18 protein-coding genes are annotated in these 24,766 nt (G+C 36.2%); all 18 read right to left on the reverse strand.

Annotated elements, in window-relative coordinates; genetic code table 11:
• Positions 1-60 precede the first annotated feature (60 nt).
• The 18 genes from C8C76_RS07120 to dapA all read right to left on the reverse strand — a co-directional run bounded on the left by C8C76_RS07120 (position 61) and on the right by dapA (position 24,762).
• Entirely contained in the window at positions 61-744 is a 684-nt protein-coding gene (locus tag C8C76_RS07120) for a GntR family transcriptional regulator (protein WP_108140053.1), read from the reverse strand.
• A 74-nt stretch (positions 745-818) separates the two neighbouring features.
• Positions 819-2,696 carry a sialate O-acetylesterase gene (locus C8C76_RS07125; RefSeq protein WP_108140055.1) on the reverse strand — a complete coding sequence of 626 codons (1,878 nt, stop codon included), beginning with the start codon at positions 2,694-2,696 and terminating at the stop codon, positions 819-821.
• A 69-nt stretch (positions 2,697-2,765) separates the two neighbouring features.
• Positions 2,766-3,710: an aldo/keto reductase gene (locus C8C76_RS07130; RefSeq protein ID WP_108140057.1), complete on the reverse strand. Its 945-nt coding sequence runs from the start codon at positions 3,708-3,710 to the stop codon at positions 2,766-2,768.
• Between the two features lie 107 nt (positions 3,711-3,817).
• Positions 3,818-6,442: an endo-1,4-beta-xylanase gene (locus tag C8C76_RS07135; protein WP_108140059.1), complete on the reverse strand. Its 2,625-nt coding sequence runs from the start codon at positions 6,440-6,442 to the stop codon at positions 3,818-3,820.
• Between the two features lie 154 nt (positions 6,443-6,596).
• Entirely contained in the window at positions 6,597-7,496 is a 900-nt protein-coding gene (locus C8C76_RS07140; protein WP_108140061.1) for a carbohydrate ABC transporter permease, read from the reverse strand.
• Between the two features lie 19 nt (positions 7,497-7,515).
• On the reverse strand, positions 7,516-8,439 hold the full coding sequence (locus C8C76_RS07145; RefSeq protein WP_219909373.1) for an ABC transporter permease: 924 nt from the start codon (positions 8,437-8,439) through the stop codon (positions 7,516-7,518).
• Positions 8,440-8,556: 117 nt separating this feature from the next.
• Positions 8,557-10,173, reverse strand: a complete 1,617-nt coding sequence (locus tag C8C76_RS07150) for an extracellular solute-binding protein (protein ID WP_108140063.1) — start codon at positions 10,171-10,173, stop codon at positions 8,557-8,559.
• 78 nt (positions 10,174-10,251) lie between these two features.
• On the reverse strand, positions 10,252-11,373 hold the full coding sequence (locus tag C8C76_RS07155) for a glycosyl hydrolase family 8 (protein ID WP_108140065.1): 1,122 nt from the start codon (positions 11,371-11,373) through the stop codon (positions 10,252-10,254).
• Positions 11,374-11,478: 105 nt separating this feature from the next.
• Positions 11,479-12,474, reverse strand: coding sequence for a LacI family DNA-binding transcriptional regulator (locus C8C76_RS07160; protein ID WP_108140067.1), 996 nt, complete (start codon positions 12,472-12,474; stop codon positions 11,479-11,481).
• 189 nt (positions 12,475-12,663) lie between these two features.
• Complete coding sequence (xylA, locus tag C8C76_RS07165; protein WP_108140069.1) at positions 12,664-13,983, reverse strand: xylose isomerase; 1,320 nt, start codon at positions 13,981-13,983, stop codon at positions 12,664-12,666.
• Between the two features lie 156 nt (positions 13,984-14,139).
• A complete protein-coding gene (locus C8C76_RS07170; protein WP_108140071.1) occupies positions 14,140-15,279 on the reverse strand; it encodes a sugar ABC transporter permease in 1,140 nt (379 codons plus the stop codon).
• Positions 15,272-16,801, reverse strand: a complete 1,530-nt coding sequence (locus C8C76_RS07175) for a xylose ABC transporter ATP-binding protein (protein ID WP_108140073.1) — start codon at positions 16,799-16,801, stop codon at positions 15,272-15,274. Before C8C76_RS07175 ends, C8C76_RS07170 begins: the two co-directional genes overlap by 8 nt.
• 68 nt (positions 16,802-16,869) lie before the next feature.
• Positions 16,870-17,904: a D-xylose ABC transporter substrate-binding protein gene (xylF, locus tag C8C76_RS07180; protein ID WP_108140075.1), complete on the reverse strand. Its 1,035-nt coding sequence runs from the start codon at positions 17,902-17,904 to the stop codon at positions 16,870-16,872.
• Positions 17,905-18,120: 216 nt separating this feature from the next.
• Positions 18,121-20,472: a glycoside hydrolase family 3 N-terminal domain-containing protein gene (locus C8C76_RS07185; protein ID WP_108140077.1), complete on the reverse strand. Its 2,352-nt coding sequence runs from the start codon at positions 20,470-20,472 to the stop codon at positions 18,121-18,123.
• Between the two features lie 39 nt (positions 20,473-20,511).
• Positions 20,512-21,339: a carbohydrate ABC transporter permease gene (locus C8C76_RS07190; protein ID WP_108140079.1), complete on the reverse strand. Its 828-nt coding sequence runs from the start codon at positions 21,337-21,339 to the stop codon at positions 20,512-20,514.
• A gap of 7 nt (positions 21,340-21,346) precedes the next feature.
• Positions 21,347-22,237 (reverse strand): carbohydrate ABC transporter permease, encoded by an 891-nt coding sequence (locus tag C8C76_RS07195; protein WP_108140081.1) that lies wholly within the window; start codon positions 22,235-22,237, stop codon positions 21,347-21,349.
• Positions 22,238-22,300: 63 nt separating this feature from the next.
• Positions 22,301-23,578: an extracellular solute-binding protein gene (locus C8C76_RS07200; RefSeq protein ID WP_108140083.1), complete on the reverse strand. Its 1,278-nt coding sequence runs from the start codon at positions 23,576-23,578 to the stop codon at positions 22,301-22,303.
• Between the two features lie 293 nt (positions 23,579-23,871).
• Positions 23,872-24,762, reverse strand: coding sequence for a 4-hydroxy-tetrahydrodipicolinate synthase (gene dapA, locus C8C76_RS07205; protein ID WP_108140085.1), 891 nt, complete (start codon positions 24,760-24,762; stop codon positions 23,872-23,874).
• Between the last annotated feature and the right edge of the window lie 4 nt (positions 24,763-24,766).

Here is a 24,766-nt window from a genome sequence, read left to right on the forward strand (position 1 = left end):
ATTATACTAACATGTTAGTGTAAACGATAAAAAATATCAGTTTTACAATTAAAATCTACTCTAAACAAAATAATCTGGATAATCTCTCTTCAATTTTTCCTGGTCAAACTGAATTCGGCTAATATGAGATTCCATTGTCTTTTTTGCCTTTTTGGGATCTCTATTTTCAATTGCATTAATAATTTTCTGATGATCTCCAATAACATCAGATCGGTTAAAGTCAGCTGATAAACTGAGCATTCTCATCCTATTTAAATGGGTACTCAACTGTTCAATTGCTGTCCAGATATTGGCCATATTACAGCCTGCAAAAAGCATTTCGTGAAACTCATTATCGTATTCAAAAAGTTTTTGATAATTATTTTGTTTTAAACTTACCTTTTGAATCTGTAAATTTGCTTCTAAATCAAACATTTTTTCCTCTGGGAAAATATCACAGGCAAGTTCAACTATTTTGATTTCTAGAGCTTCCCGCATAAACTTTGCTTCCTGTACCTTGTCTAAATCTATATATGAGACAAAAGTACCTTTCTGAGGATAAACATCAATTAAACCTTCTTCTTTTAACTTTACAAATGCTTCCCGAATTGGAGTCCGGCTGACTCCAAACTCCTTTGCTATCTCTTTTTTGCGCAGAGGTGTTCCAGGCTTCAAAGAAAGGTTCATAATATTTTCCTTTAAAACATTATAGACATAATCTTTCATATTCAAATTTTTGTATTCATCATGTTTAGCTAAATTCATAAACTCACCGCCAATCAGTATATTAATAATACTAACATACCAGTTTAGAATTGTCAAACAATTAACAAATATTTTTACAGCTTTTCTAAAAAAGTGCCTGCTGGCAAATCAAGCTGATTATATAAATTGGCTTCGCTGGGATTATCCTTCCAGGCATAGCGGAGATATTTAGGGTGCTCTACTTCTTTAGTATCGATAATAACCTGATTATTATTTAATTTTGCTTTTACTGTTTTAAATTTTTCATCTGCTGCTGCCAGTTCAAAGCCCTTTAACTGCTCACCTTTAACTTTTAAGCCTCCAGCAAGATTATTGAATTCCAAAATTAATTGGCTCTCTTTTTTAGTTAACTTTTTTAATTCCGGACCACTGTAGACCACATCTTCTCCATAGGCCAGTTTGCGGGCTGCTAAATAAAATCTGTGAGCCACATCTTTTTTATTTAGAGGATGAAGATCATTCCACTCTCCTAAGTCAAGGTTAACAGTCATTGCGGTATTTTCAAGCTTTAAAGCATCACGCTGTGCATTACGGAAAGCTGCCCAGATTTCTCTTTCATTTTCCTCAGGTGGCTCAAAGTTTGGCAGTTGAGCATAGATAAAGGGAAACTTAGCCTGGTTAAATCTATGGCGCCAGAGTTTGATCATTTTAGTAAATAAGTCTTTATATTCCTCTTCCCGGCCGGTATTCGATTCACCCTGATACCAGCAGACTCCTTTTATCTTATAATTAAGCAGTGGAGCAATCATTGCATTAAATAAACCGGTAGGCTGCCACTGAATAAAAATCTCTTCATTTTTATCTTCTTTAATCACAGCAGCAACTTTATATTTCCATTCGCCCTTCAGATCAATTTCATTTTCTCCGAGGAAGAGCTTATATGGTTTATCAGCTACAAATTCTCCCTGACCGTCATTAACAACAACTCTGACTGCTATTAAATTCTTGCCCGCCTTTAAAATCCCTTTTTTCAGCTTATATTTACGGGGGGGATATTTGTAGGTTACTGCTCCTACTCTTTTACCATTAACATAGGCTGTATCTGCATCTACAATCCTCCCCAGCCAGAGTCGAGCTTCATTTTCTGCCTCAGCTTTAGTCAATTCAATTTCTTTTCTAAACCAGACAACACCATTTTTGTTGGCAAAGTTGAGCCGGTCAAATTTAGTTGGAATCCTAACTGTCTGCCAGTCAGAGTCATTATAAGCTGGGTCAAAATAGTGTGGCTTGTTATTTAAGCCCCGATCATTTTCATAAACTCTTTTTGCCCATTCTTTATTAACTTCAAGATTATGTGCTTCAGCTGCTTTAATCTTTTCCGGCTGAGCAAATTCAGCTGCCACTTTTAAATATTCCGGATATTCTGCCAGTGAGCTTCTGCTCATCCAGGCTTCAACAGGTGAACCACCTACACTTGCATTTAAAATGCCCACAGGAACTTCATATTTTTTATTTAATTTTTTGGCAAAGAAATAAGCTAAAGCTGAAAAATCATTGATAGTGTTCTGAGAAACTTTTTTCCAACTGGCTCCCTTAATATCTTTGTTTTCTTCTTTAAAATTATAGGTGATTGGTAATTTAAACTCTCTAATTTGATCATTTCCTGCCGCTTTTATTTCCTCAGCATAGCGATCTTTAACCCGCTGCATCGGTAGTTCCATATTTGACTGTCCTGAACAGAGCCAGACTTCGCCGATTAAAATATCACTGACGGTAATTTCTTCTGCAGCAGTAATAATTTTCATTTCAAAAGGGCCACCAGCTTTTTGAACCGGTAAAAACAGAGACCATTCCCCCTCAGTATTGGCTGCTGTCAGATATTCTTCTTCCTTAAAAATAACTTTAACTTCCTCTTGAGGCAGAGTCCAGCCCCAGATTTTAATTTCTTTATTATGCTGTAAGACCATACCATCATTAATTAAAGAAGGTAATTTTAAATTTATATTCTGCATCTATTTATACTCCTTAAGTTTATGTATTAAGAGCAGAATAGGAAACTATCCTGCCTGATTCAATCTTTATTAAAATTTTGCTTCAGTCATTGCTCTTAACATATCTTCACTTAATTCAAGTTCCAGGCTGCCTAGAGCTTCTTTAAACTGCTCATCTGTAGTTGCTGCAATCAGGGGAATAGCATTTGGCTTTCTATTCATCAACCAGTAATAGACAAGCTGATTGCGGGTTGCTCCTGTTTCGGCAGCAATTTCATCTAAAACTGCCAGCCTTTTATCTGTATCCGGACCCTGATACTGATCTTTAAATTCTTTATTCGGGTTTGTATAAGCACCCTGAAGCAGGGGAGAATAGGCTACTAAAGAAATACCGGTATTTTCTACAAATTCAAATAAATCCTGGTTTGCTGCCACCTGATCCCCAAAACCCCAGCCGCTTTTGGGCCTTAAATAAGAATAGCGCTGCTGAACTGCACTGTAGCTTTGCCAGTTATTTCTGATGGCAATCTGTCGTGCCCGTTCCAGCCTCCAGGCTTTAAAATTACTGGCACCAATTGCTCTAACTTTACCCTCTGTAATCAATTCATTAAAGGCTTCCAGTGTTTCTTCCATTGGCGTATTAAAATCATCAGTATGAGCATAATATAAGTCAATATAATCAGTACCCAGTCTTTCTAAACTTTTATGAAATTCTTCTTTGATCTGCTTTTTACTGCACCCATATTCGGTGCCGGGATAGGGAAAACCAACTTTAGAAGCAATGATTACCTCAGAACGGTTATTTCTTTCCTTAAGCCATTTACCGATCATTTTTTCACTTTCTCCACCCTGAGTCTGATCACTTATCCAGTGAGAATACATATTGGCGGTGTCCAAAAAGTTTCCTCCAGCAGCAAGATACTGATCCATTCTTCTAAAGGATTTCTCCTTGCTGTCTCGGGCGCCAAAGTATAAACAGCCTAATCCCATCTGACTGACCTGAAATCCTGTCTTTCCTAGCTGAACTTTTTTCATGCTGAAGTCCCTCCTTTTACATCTATTATATTATATGTTTGTACCTGGTTCAAAAAGGTGTTTTTGAACCAGGTACAAGTGAATTAATGAACATAATCATATTTATTTTACTTTACAAATTTCAGATTTCCAAGACCGGACATATTTCTCCAGCCTTCTCCACTCTGATCATTCCAGATAGCTACTCCATCTCTAGTGCCATCACCATTTCCGTCATCATTTACCTGAAAATCAAAACCGATAATTTGACCTTCTTCGGCAGTGATTTCCACAAAAGGAACAGCAGCTTCGACAATATAGCCGGTTTCAGTTACTCGGGTAGCTGTTTTCAGGCCTTCTCGCTCTGGGTTAAATGACTGCTGATTTAAATAGTTAATTCTATACTGAGTATCATCTGACTGATATTCAGTACTTTTATCATTATTTTCGTCGACAAATATCTCAACAGAATCCTCTTCGTGTACCTGCTCACCAGCCAGGCTGAGCGCTGAATCTTTTACTTCTGCAAAGATGTATAAAGTATTTTCATCCCACATAGTCTTAACTTCAGCAGTAGCTGGATTTTCACCGGAAATTATTTTCTCCGTTTTGATTGTATTGGCCTTCTCCCAGCTCTCATCCATTTCCGCATCAATTTCTGCTTGACCGTAAACTGCTTCTGTAATTACTGGTTCTTCTTTTAAATTTAAAGTCCCATAATTCTCTGCACTTTCAGTCTGCTTTTTAGTAAAGTCATTCCAGATAATAGAGGTTTCAGATTCTGCATCATTAATTTTAAGATCAAATCCAACTTGATCTCCAACCTTTAAATTCCGACTTTCTACCGGTATAACTGCTTCAATCAAATACGAATTATCTTTTTCTACTGCTGCAGTTTTTAAATTGGATTCTCCACTTCTTTTAATCTGGTAATGTTTTATTGCTTCAGAATCAGCAGTTTTTGCATTTGCTTCATCTACAAATATTTCTAGAGCATCTTCAGCATTTTTACTCTCATCTTCAATCTGAGCATAAAGATAAATATTGTTTTCATCCCAGCTCAACTTAACTTCTCCACCAAGATATTCATTTTCTTCTAAATCCAAAGTGTCTCCGCTATTCTGCCAGATCAAATCACTTTCAGCATCAATCTCTGGGCTTCCTTGAGAAATATCGAATTCTTTGGTGATTACAGGTAGTCTATCTGGATTAACAACTCCCCAGAAAGCTGGTTTGGCTTTTAATGACTGGTCAAATAAAAGCGGCCAGTTATTTCTTTCTACCGGGAAACCTGTTAACCAGGTGTGGTCATCTGCAATTCCCCAGAGAGTAACATTAGTAATTGAATCAGAATACTGTTTAAAGAGATTAAAAATCTCACGGTAGCGGTGTCCCTGCTTAACAGCTAGCTCCTCACTAAAGCTGTCATAACTCTGACTATTATTTGTATAGACACTTAGGTCTAGCTCAGTTATCTGGAGATCCACTCCCAGAGAAGCAAATTTGTCTAAAGTCTTCTCCATTGCAGCAATTGAAGGTGATTCAATATTAATGTGGCCCTGCATTCCAATTCCATCAACCGGAATATCTTCTGCCAGCAGCTCTTTAACAACTCTGTACATAATATCTCTTTTAGCCGGATCTGATAAAAGACTGTAATCATTGATATATAGTTTTGCCTCCGGGTCAATTTTATTAGCATGGATGAAGGCTTCTTTAATATAATCAATTCCCGCTATTTGATACCACTTACTATTTCTGAGTCCATTGGTTTCAGTTGAAGCAGGATCAATCGCTTCATTTACAACATCCCAGCTATCGATATCACCCTTATAATGCTCCATTGTTTTTTCAATATGCTTTCTCATTCTATCTAAGAGAACTTCCTTAGAAACTAATTCTCCCTCTTCATCTTCAAAAAACCAGTCGGGAACCTGACTGTGCCAGACTAAGGTATGACCTCGCATTACCATCTCATTTTCTTTAGTAAATTCACGAATCTTATCCCCACCAGTAAAATTAAATTCGCCTTCTTCTGGCTGAACTGTCTCTGGTTTCATTACATTTTCTGCAGTTAGACTGTTAAAATGCTTTTTTAAAATTTTGCCATGTTCTCCTTCTAGCTGATAGGGCTCAATGGCTGCTCCAATCTTAAAATGATCTGCATAAGCCGCTTTTAGAGAAGGAATATCTGCTTCCATTTTCTGCACGATTTCACCTTCCTTTTTAATAACAAGATCGTCAATTAAAAATTCTAATTCGGCATTAGCTGATTCCGCATACAGGGTAATTCTGTCCATACCGGAATTAATAGTATAATTTCCATTCAGTTCAACCCAATCAGAGGCAGAAGCTTCAACACTGGTAACATTATCCCAGGAATTGCTGCCATCCTTATTATTTTCTGTACTTAAAGTAATTGTTGAGTTCTCAGAACCTTCCACAAGTTTAACCATCATTGAAAAATTATATTCTTTGTTTCCTTCAACAAATTCATCAATATTCAGACTGGGTCCATTCCAATTTTGAGATCTGCCTTTAATCAGCAGACTCTGGCTGCCACTGACTGCTGTTGAATCAACAACTTCTAGCTCAACACCCTCACCTCGGGGCTGCCAGTTACCAGCGCCATCTTCAAAATCAGTTTGATAGACTACTTCGGCAGCTACTGAAGCCGAAAAAAATGTAGCAAAAATAACTATTAAAGCTGTTAATAAAATCATGTTTACTGTACTTTTCTTTTGTAAAATCATTATACTCCCCCTATTTAATTAAAATTCTTTCTTAACATAATCTTCGCACTATTTTTATATATAAAAAGAGAAAACTCCTAAAAGATTATTTTTAAAATATCCCTTATAAGCTTTCTCTTAAGTTGTTAAGAAAATATTGAACTTTAAGCAGTTATTACTCTTTGACTCCACCAAGGGTTAAGCCATGAACAAAGTACCGCTGTAGAAATGGATAAACTACGGCTATTGGAACAGTAACAATAATAGTCATGGTAGCTCTAATTGCCCGTGGGGTAATCTGGGCGGCTTGAGCTGAGTTTGATAAAGCCTGCTGCATTGAGCCAGACATTGAATTGGCACTCGCTAATACTTTCATTAACTCATACTGCAGGGTTGAAAGGGCTGGATTGGATGAGTTATAGAGAAAAACATCCCACCAGGCACTCCAGTGATAAACTGCTGTAAAAATTGCAATTGTTGCCAGCACAGGTTTACTTAAAGGCATAATAATTTTTAAGAAAATAGTAAACTCTGAAGCTCCATCAATTTTAGCTGATTCTATTAAACTTTCTGGTAAACCATTGATATATGTTCTAACAATAATTAAGTTAAAGGCTGCTACCAGTCCAGGCAGTACATAAACCCAGAAGTTATTGGTTAATCCAAGGCGCTGGTAAAGGAAGTAAGTTGGTATCAAACCACCTTGAACATACATTGTTAAGACATAAATAAAGGTGATAAATTTCCTTAAGACAAAATCCTTACGACTGATTACATAAGCCAGCATTGCGGTTAAAAAAGTTCCGAAAACTGTTGTCAAAACAGTTCTTGCAATTGAAACTCCTGCTGCATGGAAAATCTGAGGATCAGTCAATAATGATTCATAATTAAAAGTTGTAAATTCACGCGGCCAGAGATAAATCCCACCTTTGATACTGTCTCTACCTTCATTAAGAGAAATTGCAAATGTATTTAAAAACGGATACAGGGTTACAATAATCAAAGCTATCAAAAATGTATAAACAAATATATCTAATAAAATATCATCCCAGCCTCTTTTTTTTGCTCTGAGCATAAGAATCTATTCCTCCTTTTTAAATTAATCTTTCTTCTCCCATCATTTTAGCTATTTGATTGGCACTAAAGACTAAAACAATACTGACTAAACTTCTAAATATACCCGCCGTAGTGGCAAAAGAATATCGCATCATCTTGAGTCCATAATCAAGCTCAAAGATTCTAAAAATCCTCGAATATTCAATTACTCGACCATTACTTAATAGATATATCTGCTCAAAGCCCATATTCATTAATCTACCAACATTAATAATCAATAAAATTATAATAACAGGTTTTAAAGCCGGTAAAGTAATATATCGTATTCTCTGTAATCTACTAGCACCGTCAATAACTGCAGCCTCGTATAAACTGGGACTAATCGAAACTATTGAGGCCAGATATAAAATCGCACCAAACCCAACTGTTTTCCAGACATGAGAGGCCCCAACTATCCACCAGAAAAGTTTAGGGATTCCCATAAACATAATCGGAGAATCTATAATTCCTATACTTAATAAAACATCATTTACAATTCCACCATCAGTTGAAAGAGCATTCATTACCAGGTTAGCTCCTACAACCCAGGAAATAAAGTGAGGCAGATAAGATATTGTCTGAGTGATTTTTTTAAATTTAGCAAAGCGCACTTCATTTAAGGCCAGGGCAAGTATAATTGAAAAAAACATACCTGATAATAATTTAATAATACTCATGGCCAAGGTGTTTCTTAAGACCTCAAAAAATACCGGATCTGATAAGAGCAGTCTGAAATTTTCTAAGCCAACCCAGGTCTGCTCAAAAAATGAATTTCCAGGCCAGTAATTTTGAAAAGCCATTAACCAGCCCCACAAGGGAACATATTTAAATATAATAACATAAATTATAAATGGAAGTGACATTAAAACTAAGGCTTTCTGCTTCCAGAGTTTCTGCCAGAAAGTGTCGCCAGTGTTTTTCACAAATATTCCTCCTTTGGAATTTTAAATATTAATACAAAAAATAAGAAAAATTTTATTTAGGAGCAGGAAGCCATGCTTCCCGCCCCTATCAATAATGATAAAAGTGTTAACTGATTTTTACCAGTTTTCCATTCTCCAGTCAATCTGCTTTTGATATGCTTCAATTTGAGCATCCATTAAGCCATTAATCTGTTCAGTATAAGAATCCCAGTTAGCTTCGAACTTCTCTGTTGAATCCATTACCAGAGTAGGAATATGCTGTACTAAAGCATCAGTCATTCTTGTAGACTCGATCTGTGCTTCAGAGTTAGTTGGTAAGGTTATTGTCCAGAGTGGGAAGTATTTTCTGTCTTCAAATGGCTGGTTGTATAAACCTGTAAATGATTTAACACCATAAGCATCCATTACTTCCTTTTCTGCAGCTGAACTATTTGCATAAATAGCACTTGGCTGTCTGCTGGGCATGTAACTGTTACCATTAGAGTCAAGACCGGTTAAACTTGGGAAGGCATTATAGAAATAATGACGACCAAATTCATCTCTAACCCAGGATGGATCCTGGAACATTGCTAACTGTTCTTCTGTACGATAGTACATACCATCTTCATCTACATGGTAGTGCTCACCTTCAATACCCCACTGCAGTAAGTGCTGAGTTTCTTCCTTAACCAGATAATCTAAGTACTTAATTGCTGCTACTGGATCTTCACAGGCAGTTGTAATTCCCATACCCTGAGTAGTTTGAACATATGGCTTATCTCTTACATGTTCTTCAACAATTGGATCATAAGTTACAGGGAAAGGAACCATAATACTGTCAGGGTGCTCATCAATTAGAACTTCCTGAGCCTGCTGCAGCTGCCAGTACTGGTTATGTGTTCCTAAAACTCGGCCAGAGCTTAACTTTTCTAAATACTGGTCAAAGTTAGAAACAAATGCTTCCTGGTCTACAACACCTTTATTGTACATTTCATTTAATTTTTCATAGTAATATTTCTCAGTATTACTTCCATAATATGGTCTTACTACATATTCGCCGCCCTCTTTAACAGGTACAAATCCACCTTCATTTGGATAACCCATTAAGTGCATAGGACCATTGGTAGTTGCGAATCTTCTCCAACCATCAAATAGTGTAGTATATCCGATTGTGCTTTGTCCATTATACTCAGGATTTTCTTTTTGATAGTTCTCAATTAACTCAAAATACTGATCAAATGATTTAATTACAGGGTAATCATTTGCTTCCAGTACTCTTTTGTTAATGAAAAATCCTACTGCTGGATATCTTCTTTCAGCAGGCTCAAAAGGAATAGCTAACTGCGGCAGGTAATAAATATTACCATCATCTTTTTTCAGAGATTCCAGGTGATTTGAATAATATTTTTTGATGTTTGGAGCATGTTCATCAATTAAATCATTCAGGGGAATTAAAGCACCTGCTTCCACAAATTTGTCAGTAAAATGAGCTGCTACCAGCATATCAGGATAATCCTGACTGGCAATCATTAAACCAACTTTCTGCTCTAAATCTCCAACAAGATATTCTCTGTTCAGCTTAACACCAGTTTCTTCCTGAATAATGTCACCAACAATTGAGGAGCCGGAATAATCAGGTAAGGAAACAGAAATGAAAACATCGAATTCCTTTAAATCATCCTGGGCTGCTGTTACTGCTGTAGAAGCTAGAGACAGAACCAACATTAAAATTAAAATACTTAAACCTTTCTTCAAAATAAACCCTCCTTATAATTTTGATGTATATTTGATAAAATTGAATGAATTTTATCCGAAAATTAAGAATCATTTAGACTAATAAATTCTAAAATTGCCGCTTAAAACTAGTAAAGCAAATAAATAAAGGAAATTGTCATAATAGCGGCGCTCATCTTTTCTCAGCTCGGCTTCCCAAAAATCTTTTAGATACTTTTCTGTATATTCATTTTCTCCAGCCAGTGATGCTGCTGCATTGGCAGCTTTAAGCCCAAGATAATGTAAATAATCAGGTTTTTCTAATTCCTGTCCGTCAATTGAGTATTTTGTATATTCATCTTTATCAGCAAAAAATTTCTGTAATTTATAAGCTTCTTCCTGCTGCCAGGGATCTTTATTAAACCAGACTGAATCAACTCCAATATTAAAAGCTACCCGGTAGGCATCACTGTAAAAATCTCCATGTCCCTCTTCAAAACGAGGGCTGCCGTCATATTCAGCATATTCTGCTGATAAACCGGTTTCAGGATGACAGGACTGCTGCAAATATTTGCGGCTCGCCGCTGCAGCTTTAAGCCAAAAATCCTGATCTTTTTCATTTCCCCAGCGGGCAAAGAGTTCATAAAAATGAGGCAAATGATAGGAAGGATCTGAAAACTCAACTTCTGGAACAAATTTAATTAAATAATTGTCGGGGTTCCACATTGGATCCCCAGGAGAATTTTCTCCTTTATGGACAACTTCAGCTAAAATTTCTTTTGCCTGCTTGGAATAATTTAAAGGGTCTTTACCGTCTCCCCATCTTCTGGAAGCTAAAAGTAAAGCCATTGCAAAATACTCTTCTCCATCTGGAGCAGGTCCATCAAAATTTTTATTCCCTTTACGGTCACAGGACCAGGCAAAATAACCTTTATATTTTCCTGCAGGATGATACATATATTTTTTGGTCCAGCGCCAGAGCCTGTCAAAAACTTCTTTTTGATCAAGTTGAACGGCTGCCATCATTCCATAAGACATTCCTTCAGTTCGAACATCATTATTCCCAGTATCAGTAATATAGGCCATCTGATCTTCAGTTTGATGATAAAACTTTAAGTCCTGGTCGAAAAATAGAGATTCCCAGGTCTTTTCAATTTTTGCTTCTATCTCCTTCTCGGAATAACCATATTTTTTCAGCAAGTTCTGATACTCGTCTGAATAAAAAGCTCCTTTTTCTCCCAAACAATCCCCTCCTTTATAATTTTAGAAACCGGTTTAAAATTTGAAAATTAAAAAAATAAACTTGGTTTTTCTTTAGAAACCGGTTTAAGTTATCATAAAAAATTATTAAATTTCTCTGCAGGTTTCTCCAATAATTAATCTGGTAGGTAAAATAATCGGCGAAAATGATTTCTGATCTATGATATTTAAAAGCAGCTTTGATGCTGCCTCACCCAGTCCAATCTGATCCTGAGCAATGGTAGTCAGATGGTAATGTCTTCCCACTTCAATACTATCAAAGCCGATAACTGAATAATCTTCGGGGACATTCAAACCTGCCTCCCGGATTGCTTTAATAGCACCAATTGCAATCAAATCTTCGGCAAATATTGCTGTCGGCTGTTCTTCTAAGCGGAGAATTTTCTTCATTGACTGATAGCCGGTTTCCATACTATAATCACCGTCAAACATCCACTTGGAATTATAAGGGAGGTTTAGAGCTTTTATAGACTGCTGAAAACCAACAAATCTATCTGTAGAAACTTTGAAACCATTAAGACCTCTGATCATTGCTATCTTTTTGTGCCCTAATTTTGCTAAATATTCTACAGCTTTGCGGGCTCCACCGGTATTATCAGAAGTCACATAAGAAGTGTTAGATCCAACAAGATCTAAATCAATAAATACAGAAGGTATCTCAGACTTTAAAAGCCTGTCAAACTGAGCTATATTAACCTTTCCATAACCCATCATGATAACTCCATCAACATTTCTGTTTTCACACTTCTCTTTGTAGCTGTAGTCAACCCAGGATTCATCCCACTGCTTATTGGTAAAGTACAGGAGATCATAACCTTTATCTCCCATAACAGCTTCGATTCCTTCAAAAACTTCTCTAAAAAAGAAGTTATTTAAAATTTGAGGACCAAAAATACCAATTGTATAGGATTTTTTGGTTGAAAGACTTCTGGCTACGGAATTAGGCCAGTAGTTATTTTCTTTCATAATTTTTAATACCTTTTCTTTGGTATCATCACCAACACCTGCATAATTATTGATTACTTTAGAAACTGTTGATTTTGATACTTTTGCTTTTTTGGCTATATCATTGATTGTTACCATTTTGTCACTTCCTTCGAAACCGGTTTATTTAATTATACTAAAAATATTGTCTGATTTCAATAGGAAATGATAAATTTTTCTTGTTTTTTTAAATTTTTTGAATCTTAGCTCAAGTTTGTGAAACTTTTTTTATTTGAGTGGGCGATAATTTAACCGCCCACTCAGCTTTTAGCAGGTAAAATTTTATACTTAATTATTTAAAATATACTGATTTAATCTTGCTTCCAGCATTTCCTGATGTCCGGAAGAGTTTTCAACTTCACCAAGTTCTATAGCATATTCTGCTAATTCTTCCAGGCCAACTTCTTTATTGACAATTTTCTTACCAATTCCACTTTCATAGCTTGCATATCTTTCAGCTACAAAATCTTCTAAGACTCTATCTTCTAATAGTTTATTAGCAATCTTTAGACCTTTAGCAAAAGCATCCATTCCTGCAATGTGACCGTAGAATAGATCTTTCATTTTAAAGGACGGACGGCGAACTTTGGCATCGAAGTTTAAGCCACCTTTACCGAGACCATTGTTTTTAAGAATCTCATACATAGCCAGAGTTGTTGTATAAATATTAGTTGGGAACTGATCTGTATCCCAGCCGAGTAATAAATCTCCCTGGTTGGCATCAACACTACCGAGCATATCATTAATTCTGGCATAGTGAAGCTCATGCTCAAAAGTATGACCGGCTAAGGTTGCGTGGTTTGCCTCGAGATTAACTTTAAAGTGATCATCTAAGTTATATTTTCTTAAGAAAGCAATTACATTAGCTGCATCAAAGTCATACTGATGCTTGGTAGGCTCTTTTGGTTTTGGTTCAATTAATAACTGGCCATCAAACCCAATTTTCTCTTTATAATCTACTGCCATTTCTAAGAAGCGAGCCAGGTTATCCTGCTCTAAAGCCATATTTGTATTGAGCAGAGTTTCGTAACCTTCGCGGCCGCCCCAGAATACATAGTTTTGTCCGCCAAGTCTTTTGGTTGCTTCCATTGCCTTTTTAACTTGAGCAGCAGCAAAAGCAAATACATCTGCATTAGGAGAAGTAGAGGCACCATTCATAAAACGGGGATTGGTAAACATATTTGCTGTTCCCCAGAGCAGCTTAATTCCAGTCTCATCCATCTTTTCTTCAATTAAATCAACAATAGTATCTAAGTTTTTGTAGCTTTCAGCAACTGTTTTTCCCTCAGGAGCAACATCGCGATCGTGGAAGCAGAAATAGGGAGCTCCCAGCTTATCCATAAAAGTAAAGGCACCTTCAACTTTAGCCTTTGCTCTTTCTAGTGGGTCACTAATGTCTGCCCAGGGATAAACTCTGGTTCCTGCGCCAAATGGATCTTCACCGGTGTCAGCAAAAGTGTGCCAGTAAGCAATTGAAAATCTTAAGTGTTCCTCCATTGTTTTGCCGGCAATTTTTTCCTCCGGGTTGTAATACTTAAATGCCATTGGATTGTCTGATTCCGGCCCTTCATACTTTACCTTTTTAAAATCTTTAAAAACATTTTTCATAATTTGATTACCTCCGTTTTGTTAGAAATATAAGTTTGAGACATTAAGAGCAATATTAATTTAGGTATTAATTTAAGTGTTAAATTAACTCTCTAATTATATTATTCAAGACTAATTAAAAATCTCCTGCTTTTATTTTTATTTTTTTGAAATTAATTATGCTGTTTCTTTATTTTTAGTGTAAATATCAACCCAGACAGCTAATATTAAAATTAAACCTTTAATTATTGACTGCCAGAAATTTTCTACATTCATTAAACTCATCCCATTATCCAGACTTGCCATAACTATAGCTCCAACTACTGCTCCGCCAACTTTACCAATACCACCTGATAGACTTGCTCCACCGATAACACAGGCTGCAATTGCATCCAGCTCTGCTCCATCACCAGCGGCAACAGAGGCAGCATTTAAACGAGATGTTAAGAAAATCCCTCCAATTGAAGCCATTAATCCATTGATCATAAAAACGACAAGAGTTATTTTTTTAATGTCAATACCTGATAGTTTGGCTGCATCAGCATTACCACCAATTGCATAAATATGACGGCCAAAGGTTGTATTATTTGTTATAAAAATAAAGAAAGCTAAAAATACAGTCAGTATTAAAAGTGGAATCGGTATTCCTCGATAAGCATTTAAAACTAGAATAAATACTACAAGTAAAGAAACGGAAAAGATAATTTTCAAAATTGCCAGATGAAGTGGTAAAACATCAAAATTATATTTCAATCTATTTTTTCTGCTCCGCCACTGTACAAAGACCAGAAATACCCCAACTACTGCGGCAAAAATTATTCCTACTTCCTGGCTTAAATAGCCCTTACCTAAATAATAGAATAAATCACTCATTGGACCAATCGTAGTACCACGAGTAATACCAACTAAAACACCTCTAAAAATCAGTAATCCACCCAGGGTCACAATAAAAGAGGGAACTTTACGATAGGCAGCCCACCATCCGTTCCAGAGACCGAGAATTAACCCAAGCAGCAGTGTAATTACAATAGATACAATTGGATTCATTCCCTGCCAGACATCCAAAATTGCCACTACCCCCCCAGCCAGTCCAACAATAGAACCCACTGAAAGATCAATATGGCCCATAATAATAACCATAACCATACCTATAGCTAACATTGAAGTAAATACTGACTGTCTAAAAAGGTTTGAAATATTTCTTGGAGTCAAAAATGAACCATCAGTTGTAAAAGAGAAAATTATCCAGATTGATACTAAGGCAATAATCATCATATATGTTCTAAGATCAAATTTTATTTTTTTGTTATCAGCCATCTATCTTCCCTCCTGTTGCATAAACCATAATTTCTTCCTGACTAATTTCTTTATTTCTATTATCAAATTCTTTTGTTATCTCCCCTTCATGCATAACCAGGATCCTATCGCTCATCCCTAATATTTCAGGAAGTTCAGAAGAAATCATAATTATTCCCATATTATCTTCAGCAAATTGATTCATTAACTCGTATATTTCCTGTTTGGCTCCGACATCAATACCTCTTGTCGGCTCATCTAGAATTAAAACTTTTGGAGTTTCCAATAAATTTTTAGCTAAAATAACCTTCTGCTGATTTCCTCCACTTAAATTGATAATCTTTTCATTCAGGGAAGAAGTTTTTATTCTAAGTTGATCAACTAACTCTGAAGTCTTTACAATTTCCTTATTTTGATCAATAACCAGCTTCTTTTTAAATTTTTCTAAAAAAGATATTGATATATTTTCTTTGACACTCATTGGAGGAATAATACCAAATCTTTTTCTATCCTCAGATACAAGGGCTATCCCCTGATGAAGAGCTTCTTTAGGAGAACGAATATCAACCTCTTTTTCTTTCAGGTATACCTCTCCTTCTTTTTTCCCCTGTAAGTAACCAAATAAAGTGTTGGCAATTTCAGTTCTACCTGCACCAATTAGTCCAAATAAACCTAAAATTTCTCCTTCAGCTAAATCAAAAGAAATATTCTTTAGAAGCTGATCGCCCTCGTTATTGGTTAAATTTAAATTGTTAACTTTTAAAATTTCCTTACCTGCTTTTTTTGTTTTCTTAGGATGCATTTGCTCAATTGAGCGGCCGACCATCATATTAACTACTTCTCTTTCAGTTAGATTTTCCTTCTGATCACCGCCTATATATTCGCCATCTCTTAAGACTGAAATATAGTCTGCTATCTCAAAAACCTCTTTTAATTTATGAGAAATATAAATACAGGTAACACCTTCGGCTCTCAAATCTCTTAAAATATCCATTAAGAGCTCAACTTCATTATCTGTAAGAGAAGCAGTTGGCTCGTCAAGAATTAAAAGCTTAGAATTCTTCACCAGTGCTTTAGCAATTTCTATTAACTGCTGTTTTCCCACTCCTAAATCACCAACTTTAGTTGTTGGCTTGACACCGGCTAATTTAAGTTTTTTTAGCCACTTATTTGTTTCCTGGTACATCTCATTCCAGTCTACAAATCCTTTATTAGAAATTTCATTTCCCATAAACATATTTTCAGCAACATTTAGTTCTTCAAAAAGAGTCAGCTCCTGATGAATTACAGCTATTCCATCTCTCTCAGCCTGATGAATGTTTTCAAAACTCTTTTCTTCTCCATTAAAAATTATTTTTCCCTCATAACTTCCGGTGGGATAAACTCCACTTAAGACTTTAATTAAAGTAGATTTACCGGCACCATTTTCTCCACAGAGGGCATGGATATCATTTTCTTTAACCTTAAAAGAAACATTATCTAAAGCCCTAACTCCAGGGAATTCTTTGATTATATCCTGTGTTTCTAAGAGAATTTCTGCCAAATCACTCAACTCCCTTCTTAATGAAAGAAAGGGGCATTTAAGCCCCTTATTATTCATTTAATTCGTAATTATTGTTCTGGCCATTCTGACTCAGGTACATTTTTGTAGACTTCTTCCATCTCATGGAAGCCATCTTCAATTACAGTATCCACCATGTTGTCTTTATGAACCTGAATAGGTGTTAATAGAACTGATGGAACATCATATTCACCATTATTAATAGCACCATTTGTCTCTACTTCTTCACCTTTAGCCATTTTTACAGCTATTTCTGCTCCTCTAGTGGCTAATTTTTGAATTGGTTTGTAAATTGTCATTGTCTGTGTGCCCTCAACTATTCTCTGGCAGGCAGCAAGGTCTGCATCCTGACCGGAAACTAATACCTCTCCCGCTAAGCCCTGTTCTTCCAGAGCCTGAATTGCTCCACCGGCAGTACTATCGTTTGAGGCAACAATTACATCAATGTCATTATCATTAGCTGTTAAAGCATTTTCAATAATACCTAATGCTTCCTGTGGTAACCAGTCTTTTGCCCACTGGTCTCCAACAATTTCAATTTCTCCTTCATCAACATAAGGCTGAATAATATTCATTTGACCTTCTCTGAATAATTTAGCATTATTATCTGTTGGGGAACCACCTAATAAGAAATATTTACCTGAAGGCTGCTTATCAACTAAGTATTCTGCCTGCAGTTCTCCGACTCGAACATTATCAAAAGAAAGATAATAATCAACCTCAGCGTCCATTAACATTCTGTCATAAGCAAGTACAGGTACATCATTAGCATGTGCTTCTCTAACAATACTTCCCATTACTTTACCATTATGAGGGACAACAACCAGTACGTCAATTCCCTGGGTAATTAAATTTTCTGCCTGTGAAAGCTGAACCATATCATCACCATTGGCTGACTGAACTAATACTTCTGCTCCCATTTCTTCTGCTCTTTCCACAAAAATATCGCGGTCATGCTGCCATCTCTCTAGTCTAAGATTATCCATTGAAAGACCAATAGTAATACCATCCTGAGCCATAACACCAAGAGATCCTAAAAACAAAGCAACTACTAATAATGTTGAAATAATGATACTTTTTCGCATTAATTTACTCCCCCTTAATTTTTAATAAATTCACACTCAAAATTGAAAGGTTTTATCCCCCCTTTTTAATAAAGTTTAGTTTAATTTAAGGTTTAATTTAACTTTTAAATTAACTCTTGTTATATAATTAGATACTTTTAAACAAAATCCTGCATCAAAGCACTATTTTTCTGTTTTTTTAACAAATAATCTATCATCAATTTCAAAAATTAATCTTTAGCTGACTTCAACCTCAGTAAAGTAACTTCTCTCTGCTGTCAATTCTACCTTATCTCCTTTTAACTCAATTAGATCTTCAAGGCGGATATCAGTGGAAGAACTGCCGAGCATAATCTCAAACTCTCCCGGCTCAACAACAAGATTCATATCCTTATCATAAAATGCCAGCTGTTCAGCTTTTAATTTAAATTCAACAGTTTTGCTCTCTCCTGCCTTGAGCTCAACTCGCTTAAAGCCTTTGAGAGATTTGATTGGTCTGGTTAGAGAAGCAATTTTATCGTGAATATAAAGCTGCACTACCTCTGCTCCAGCAAGCTGGCCAGTATTTTTAATGTCTGCCTTAATTGAAATTGTTTTATTCCCTGCAAATTCTTTGGGGCTGATCTCCAGATTTGAATACTCAAAGTCTGTATAACTTAAGCCGAAACCAAATGGATATAGAGGTCTGTTACCTGTAAATACATAATCACGATAATGTGACATATGGCGTCGGTTATAATGAATAGGAGTCTGACCTACATTTTTAGGGATTGAAACTGGCAGTTTTCCAGCCGGATTATAGTCTCCAAATAGTACATCTGCTACCCCGTTTCCACCTTCTTCTCCCGGTAACCAGGCTTCTAAGATTGCATCTGCATTTTCTGCGGTCCATTCAATTGATAGAGGGCGGCCATTGACAAGCACAACCACAACTGGAGTTCCCGTTTTAACAATTTCCTTGATTAATTCTTTTTGAACTCCCGGCAGATCCAGAGATGTGCGGTCATGGTGTTCTCCAGTAGTATCAGTTGTATTCTGAAGTTCACTTAAGAAGGCTCCACCTTCAAAATCTACCACATCATCATCACTGTTTTCATTTTCTCCCATACCTGAAAGTCCTGATTTACCGCCAACAACAACCAGAGCAACCTCTGATTCTTTAGCAGCCATAACTGCTTCAGCAAAACCTTCCTTACTGCTGTCCATGATGCCACAGCCATAGGCGTAATTTATTTGTGTCTGATCTGAAATCTTAGCTTTGATTCCATCTAGAATGCTGATAACTTCTACTGCATCTTCTTTGCTGTCCACATGAGCACTGTAGGCATAGTCACCAAGCAGATTACGGGTGCTGTCTGCAGAAGGACCAATTACAGCCAGTGAGGAAAGTTCTTTAACTAAAGGCAGTAAATCATTTTCATTTTTAAGCAAAACCATAGATTTTCTGGCTGATTCTCGGGCCAGCTCTCTCTGTTCATCAGTCTCAAAAAGATCGGCAATTTTATCGAGATCAACGTAACGCTGATCAAAAGCATTGACCTTAAATTTGTAGCGGAGATGTCTTCTTACTCCCTGGTCAATAACGGCTTCAGAAATCAGTCCATCATTTACTGCATCAACTAATTCCTGTCCGTAGCATTCAGTTTCCGGCAGCTCGATATCAAGCCCTGCTTCTAGAGCTTTAATTCCTGCTTCCTGCATTGAGCGGGCAACCTTATGTTCATTATGCAGCATCTTAATACTCCAGTAATCAGAAACTACAACCCCGTCAAAACCCCATTCTCCTCGTAAAATATCTGTTAATAATTTTCTGGAAGAAGCACAGGGGATTCCATCGATATCATGGTAGGCATTCATTACTGAACCGGCTCCCGCAGTTTTAATTGCGGCTTCAAAAGGGAATAGGAAGCTTTCTCTAAGTTCTCTTTCCGAAAGATTTACCGGAGCATGGTTGCGACCACCCTCAGAATAGCTGTGGCCGGCAAAATGTTTAAGTGTTGCCACAATACCTTCTGATAGTTTATCTCCCTGCAGGCCTTTAACATAAGAAGTCACCATTTCTGCTGCCAGATAGGGATCTTCACCAAAAGTCTCTTCTACTCTACCCCAGCGTAAATCTCTTGCTACATCTGCAACAGGTGATAGTGCCAGGTGAGCTCCGATTGAGCGCAGCTGTTTTCTGATTACATCAGTCTGTCTTTCCAGTAGTTCCGGTTCCCAGGAACTGGCAACTCCAATTGATTGAGGAAAAGTTGTTCCACCTTTACCCATATAGCCGCTCAAACATTCTTCGTGGACAATTGCTGGAATTCCAAGCCGGGTATTTTCTGCGATATATTTCTGCATCTTATTTGCCGCTTCAGCTGCAGCTTCTGGTTCTAAAGCACTGGCTCCGGCAATTCTTGTGATCTGTCCGATACCATTTTTTAGGTATTTAGCCGCCTTTGCCTCTGAAAACTTTCCGTTTTCTAAAATTTTGTCAGGTCCAATTGATCCCAGCTGCGCTACTTTTTCTTCTAAAGTCATTTCTGCTAATAATTTATCTACTTTTTCTTCTAATGAATAATTATCTAAATTTAATTCCGTCATTAATTATCTCTCCTTCTTCTTGAATTAGTATTTATACTTTTATCCCTTTAAGGCTCCAGCTGTCATTCCTTTAATAATATGCTCCTGCAGGAATACATAGAGCAAAATCAGTGGTAAAACTGAAAGAAATAAAGCAGTTAGGGTTAAGGGAATATTGATTCCGTGCTGGCCCTGGAATTCAAATAAGCCGAGGGTCAAAATCCTTTTACTCGGACTTGAGGTTAAAACTAAGGCATAGGCAAACTGGTTCCAGAGCAAAGTTAAATTGTAAATAGCAACTGTAGCAATTGCCGGTTTAACAAGTGGTAAAATAATATCTCTAAAAATTCTAAACCTGCTGGCTCCATCTATAATTGCCGCTTCTTCCAGCTCATAAGGAATATCATTGATAAATCCTGTCAGAATAAAAACTGAAATCGGAAGGCTGAAGGCAACATAGGGGCCAATTAAAGCTGAGAGTCTGTCATATAATCCCATCGAAAGTGTTAATTTATAGATAGGAATCAAAGTTGAATGAATTGGGATCATCATCCCGGCCAGAAATAAGATATAGACAATTTTATTAAACTTAAAGTCTATTCTAGAAATCGCATAACTTGCCAGGGCAGAAACAATAATGATAATTGCAACTGAGATGAAACAGACAATAATACTGTTAATAAAATACATATAAAAACCTGATTCCATTACCTCAATGTAATTTTGAAAAGTAAAGCTTTCCGGTAAAGACCAGACTGGATTTCTAAAAAACTCCATTCTGATTTTAAAACTATTCTGAACCAAAAAGACCAGCGGATAGCCAGTTATCAGCAGCCAAATCAATAAAAATAAATAAATAACCAACTGTTTTAATTTATTAATCATCATCTCTCACCTAATTCCTGACATCTTTTTTGCTGAAATTCAAAAATACAACTGATACTATAAGTGCAACTAAAAATAGTGCCACAGAGATTGTACTTCCATAGCCCATATTCATTTCTGTAAACGATTTTGTGTAAAGATAAGTGGCCATTAATTCGGAGGCATGATTTGGTCCCCCACCTGTTAGAGCAAAGATCATAGCAAAATATTTAAGTGAACCAACTATTATTAAAACCGAAGCATTAACAACTGTTGAGCGCAGCATCGGCAGAGTAACATAGAAAAATGACTGCCAGTTATTAGCTCCATCAATCTCTGCTGCTTCATAAAGCTGTTTAGGAATATTAGAAATAGCGGCCATAAAAATAATCATATATAGTGGAATAAATCGCCACTGAATCGGGGCTGAAGCTGAATAAAAAGCTATATTGGAATCTCCAAGCCAGCTTCTGGTCAGCTGTTCTAAGCCGACTAAATTTAAAAAGCCATTAATTAAACCAAAAGTTGGGTCATACATATAGCGCCAGAGAAAGGCTACAGCAATTGATGATAACAACATAGGAACAAAAAATATTGTTTTGAAAAAATTAGCTCCTTTAATTTTTCTGGTCAAAAGTACTGCTAAAAATAATGCAATCGGAATCTGAACTACCAGAGAAATCAGCACTAACTTAAAGTTATTTGCCATCGAAGACCAGAATATTGGATCACTCAATAATTTTGACCAGTTTTCAAGGCCTAAAAATTCCATTGCTCCTATACCATCCCACTTAAAAAAGGAATAATAAGTTGAGAGTGGAATCGGAATAATTAAGTAAACTAAAGAAAAAATAACTGCCGGCAGTAAAAACAAAGCTGCAATAAAATATTTATTATTCATTAATTCTTTTTTATTCATCATTTCAACACCTCTTAAATTAGAGCAGAGAGGATTAAATCCCCTCTGCCTATTAAATTACTTATTTTATTCACCATAATATTCTTGAGCTGCTTCTTCCATCTGATTAGCTGCTTCTTCTGGTGTCATCTCCATACCAAATAAAGCCTGAGTTGTATTTAAATGAACCTGGGCAATTTCCAGCGGCAGTGTCTGATCATACCAGAGCTGAATATGATTTGCTTCCTGACTGGAGTTATAAATTTTCTCCATGATTGGATCGTCAATCTTTTCTGATATACCTGTAAATGGAGGAATATTACCGATATTAATTAATTCTTCACCCATTTTAGCATCAGTTAAATACTTTAAGAACTCAACAGCAACCTCTTTGTTTCCTGCTTTTGTAGAAACTGAATAATAGTTATCTCCCGGTGTACCAACTAAGTTAGAAGGATCGCCTTTTCCAGATTCAACTTCAGGAAAGTTAAAGAAACTAAACTGATCTAACATATCAGGAGCTTCATTTTTAAAGGAAGAATAAGCCCAGCTTCCCATTAGATACATTGCTGCCCGGTCAGTATATAATAATGTTCTGGACTGACCTGCATCTTCATCCAAACCATTAACACCATCAGGGAAGGCACCCATTTCTACTAATTCCTGAATTCTTCTACCTGCTTCAATAAATGCTTCATCATTAAATGAACCTTCTCTGCTGATTGCCTGCTGCAGAGCTTCTGGTCCACCAATTCTATCTGCTAGATACATAAAGTACATTGAACCTGTCCATTTGTTTTTATTAGCTAAAGCAAAAGGTGTAATTCCATTGTCGGTAAATGTTTTGACAACATTTTTCAAGTCTTCATATGTTTCTGGGACTTCAAGACCGTATTCTTCAAATAAGTCAGTTCTGTACCAGACAAGTGCAGGAGAAACATTTGTTACTGGAACACCATACATCTCTCCATCTACTCGGCCTAAGTCCATAGCTGCTGGCATAAAGTTGCTTTCCCAGTCTTCAGTCATATGTGATTCTAAAGAATAAACCTTATCTGCATCAACATATCTTTCCAGGCTGGCACTACCCCAGGTCATAAATAGATCTGGTGCATTATCAGCTGACATGGCTGTTCTCAGCTTAGTTTTGTAATTATCATTTTGAGTTGGAACATGCTCAATATTTACATTTGGATTATCAGCTTCAAATCTTTCGATAGCATTCTCTAAAGCTGGAGTAACCTGGTCAGAAGCAGTACGAATATCCCATAAAGTTAAATTAACCTCATCCTGAGCCATAACTGTAACTGAAAATAAAGAAATGACCATTAATAAAGCAAGTGATAAAATTGAAAATTTCTTCATAAAATTATTCCTCCCTTTTAATTTTAAATCAAGACTTTTCAACCTAACTTGAAATTTCAAACAAAGAAAGTACTTTTTGCTGATCCCTCCTTTTTAATTATTTTAAACAAAAGACAAAATTTTCATTAATTTAAGCATTAATTTAAGAAGTAAATTAACTCTCTATAATTATTATTCAACACTCGGTCAAAAATTCCTGCAAGAAATTTCAGATTTTTTGTGGTTTTTTTAACTAAAAAAGAAAAAACCACCTTTTTTCTGGTGGTTTTTTCTATAAATAGATTATTTTATATTTATTTAACTTTTTCTAGTATTTTTTTAATATTGATTATCTGTTCATCTGTCAGCAGACCAACCGGCTCTTTGCAGACTGCATTTAAATTGCTGCCGCTGAGAGAAACTGCCTTTTTAATTGCCGGGAAAAAGGGATCAGAAATACTGTAGATATCCATCATTAGATTGATTTTATTGACTAATTCTTTTATTTTATTAAAATCTCCTTTTTGATAAGAGCTGTAAAAATCTGAAAATAGTCCAGGAGCTACATTAGATAATCCACCGATTAAACCATCTCCTCCATTCAATAAATTAGGCAGAAAATATTCATCAAATCCAGAATAGACAGCAAAATCTTTTTCCAGTGGCTTTTTCACTTGTTGAATTAGTTCTCTGGTGTGGCTGATTGTATCCATTGTATCTTTAATTCCCACAATATTTTCGTAGTCCCGGGCCAGCTCAAAAACTGTTTCCGGAGAAATATTAACTCCACTCCGGGCCGGAAAATTATAAATATAGAGATCTAGATCTGTATTCTGAGCAATATGGCTGTAGTAATTATAAAGAGTCTGCTGATTAAACTGAAAGAAATAGGGAGTAATTACAGCTGCCCCATCTGCTCCTTCAGCGCCAGCAAAATTAGTTAATTCTATTACATCCTCTGCAGCTGTTCCTCCAGTACCAACTAAAACCGGCACTCGCTTGTTTACAGTTTTTACAGCAAAAGAAATCAGTTTCTTTTTTTCTGCTGAAGTCATGGCGAAAAACTCTCCAATACTGCCTAAAAATAAAATGCCATTTACTCCCGCCTCTATTAATTTTTCTATATGTTCTTCTGTAGTCTTAAAATCAATCTTCTGATCCTGATCAAAGACTGTAATCGTTGGGGTAATTATTCCTTTAATCAATTTT

The organism is Halanaerobium saccharolyticum (genome assembly GCF_003053565.1).
Classification (GTDB): Bacteria; Bacillota; Halanaerobiia; order Halanaerobiales; family Halanaerobiaceae; genus Halanaerobium; species Halanaerobium saccharolyticum_B.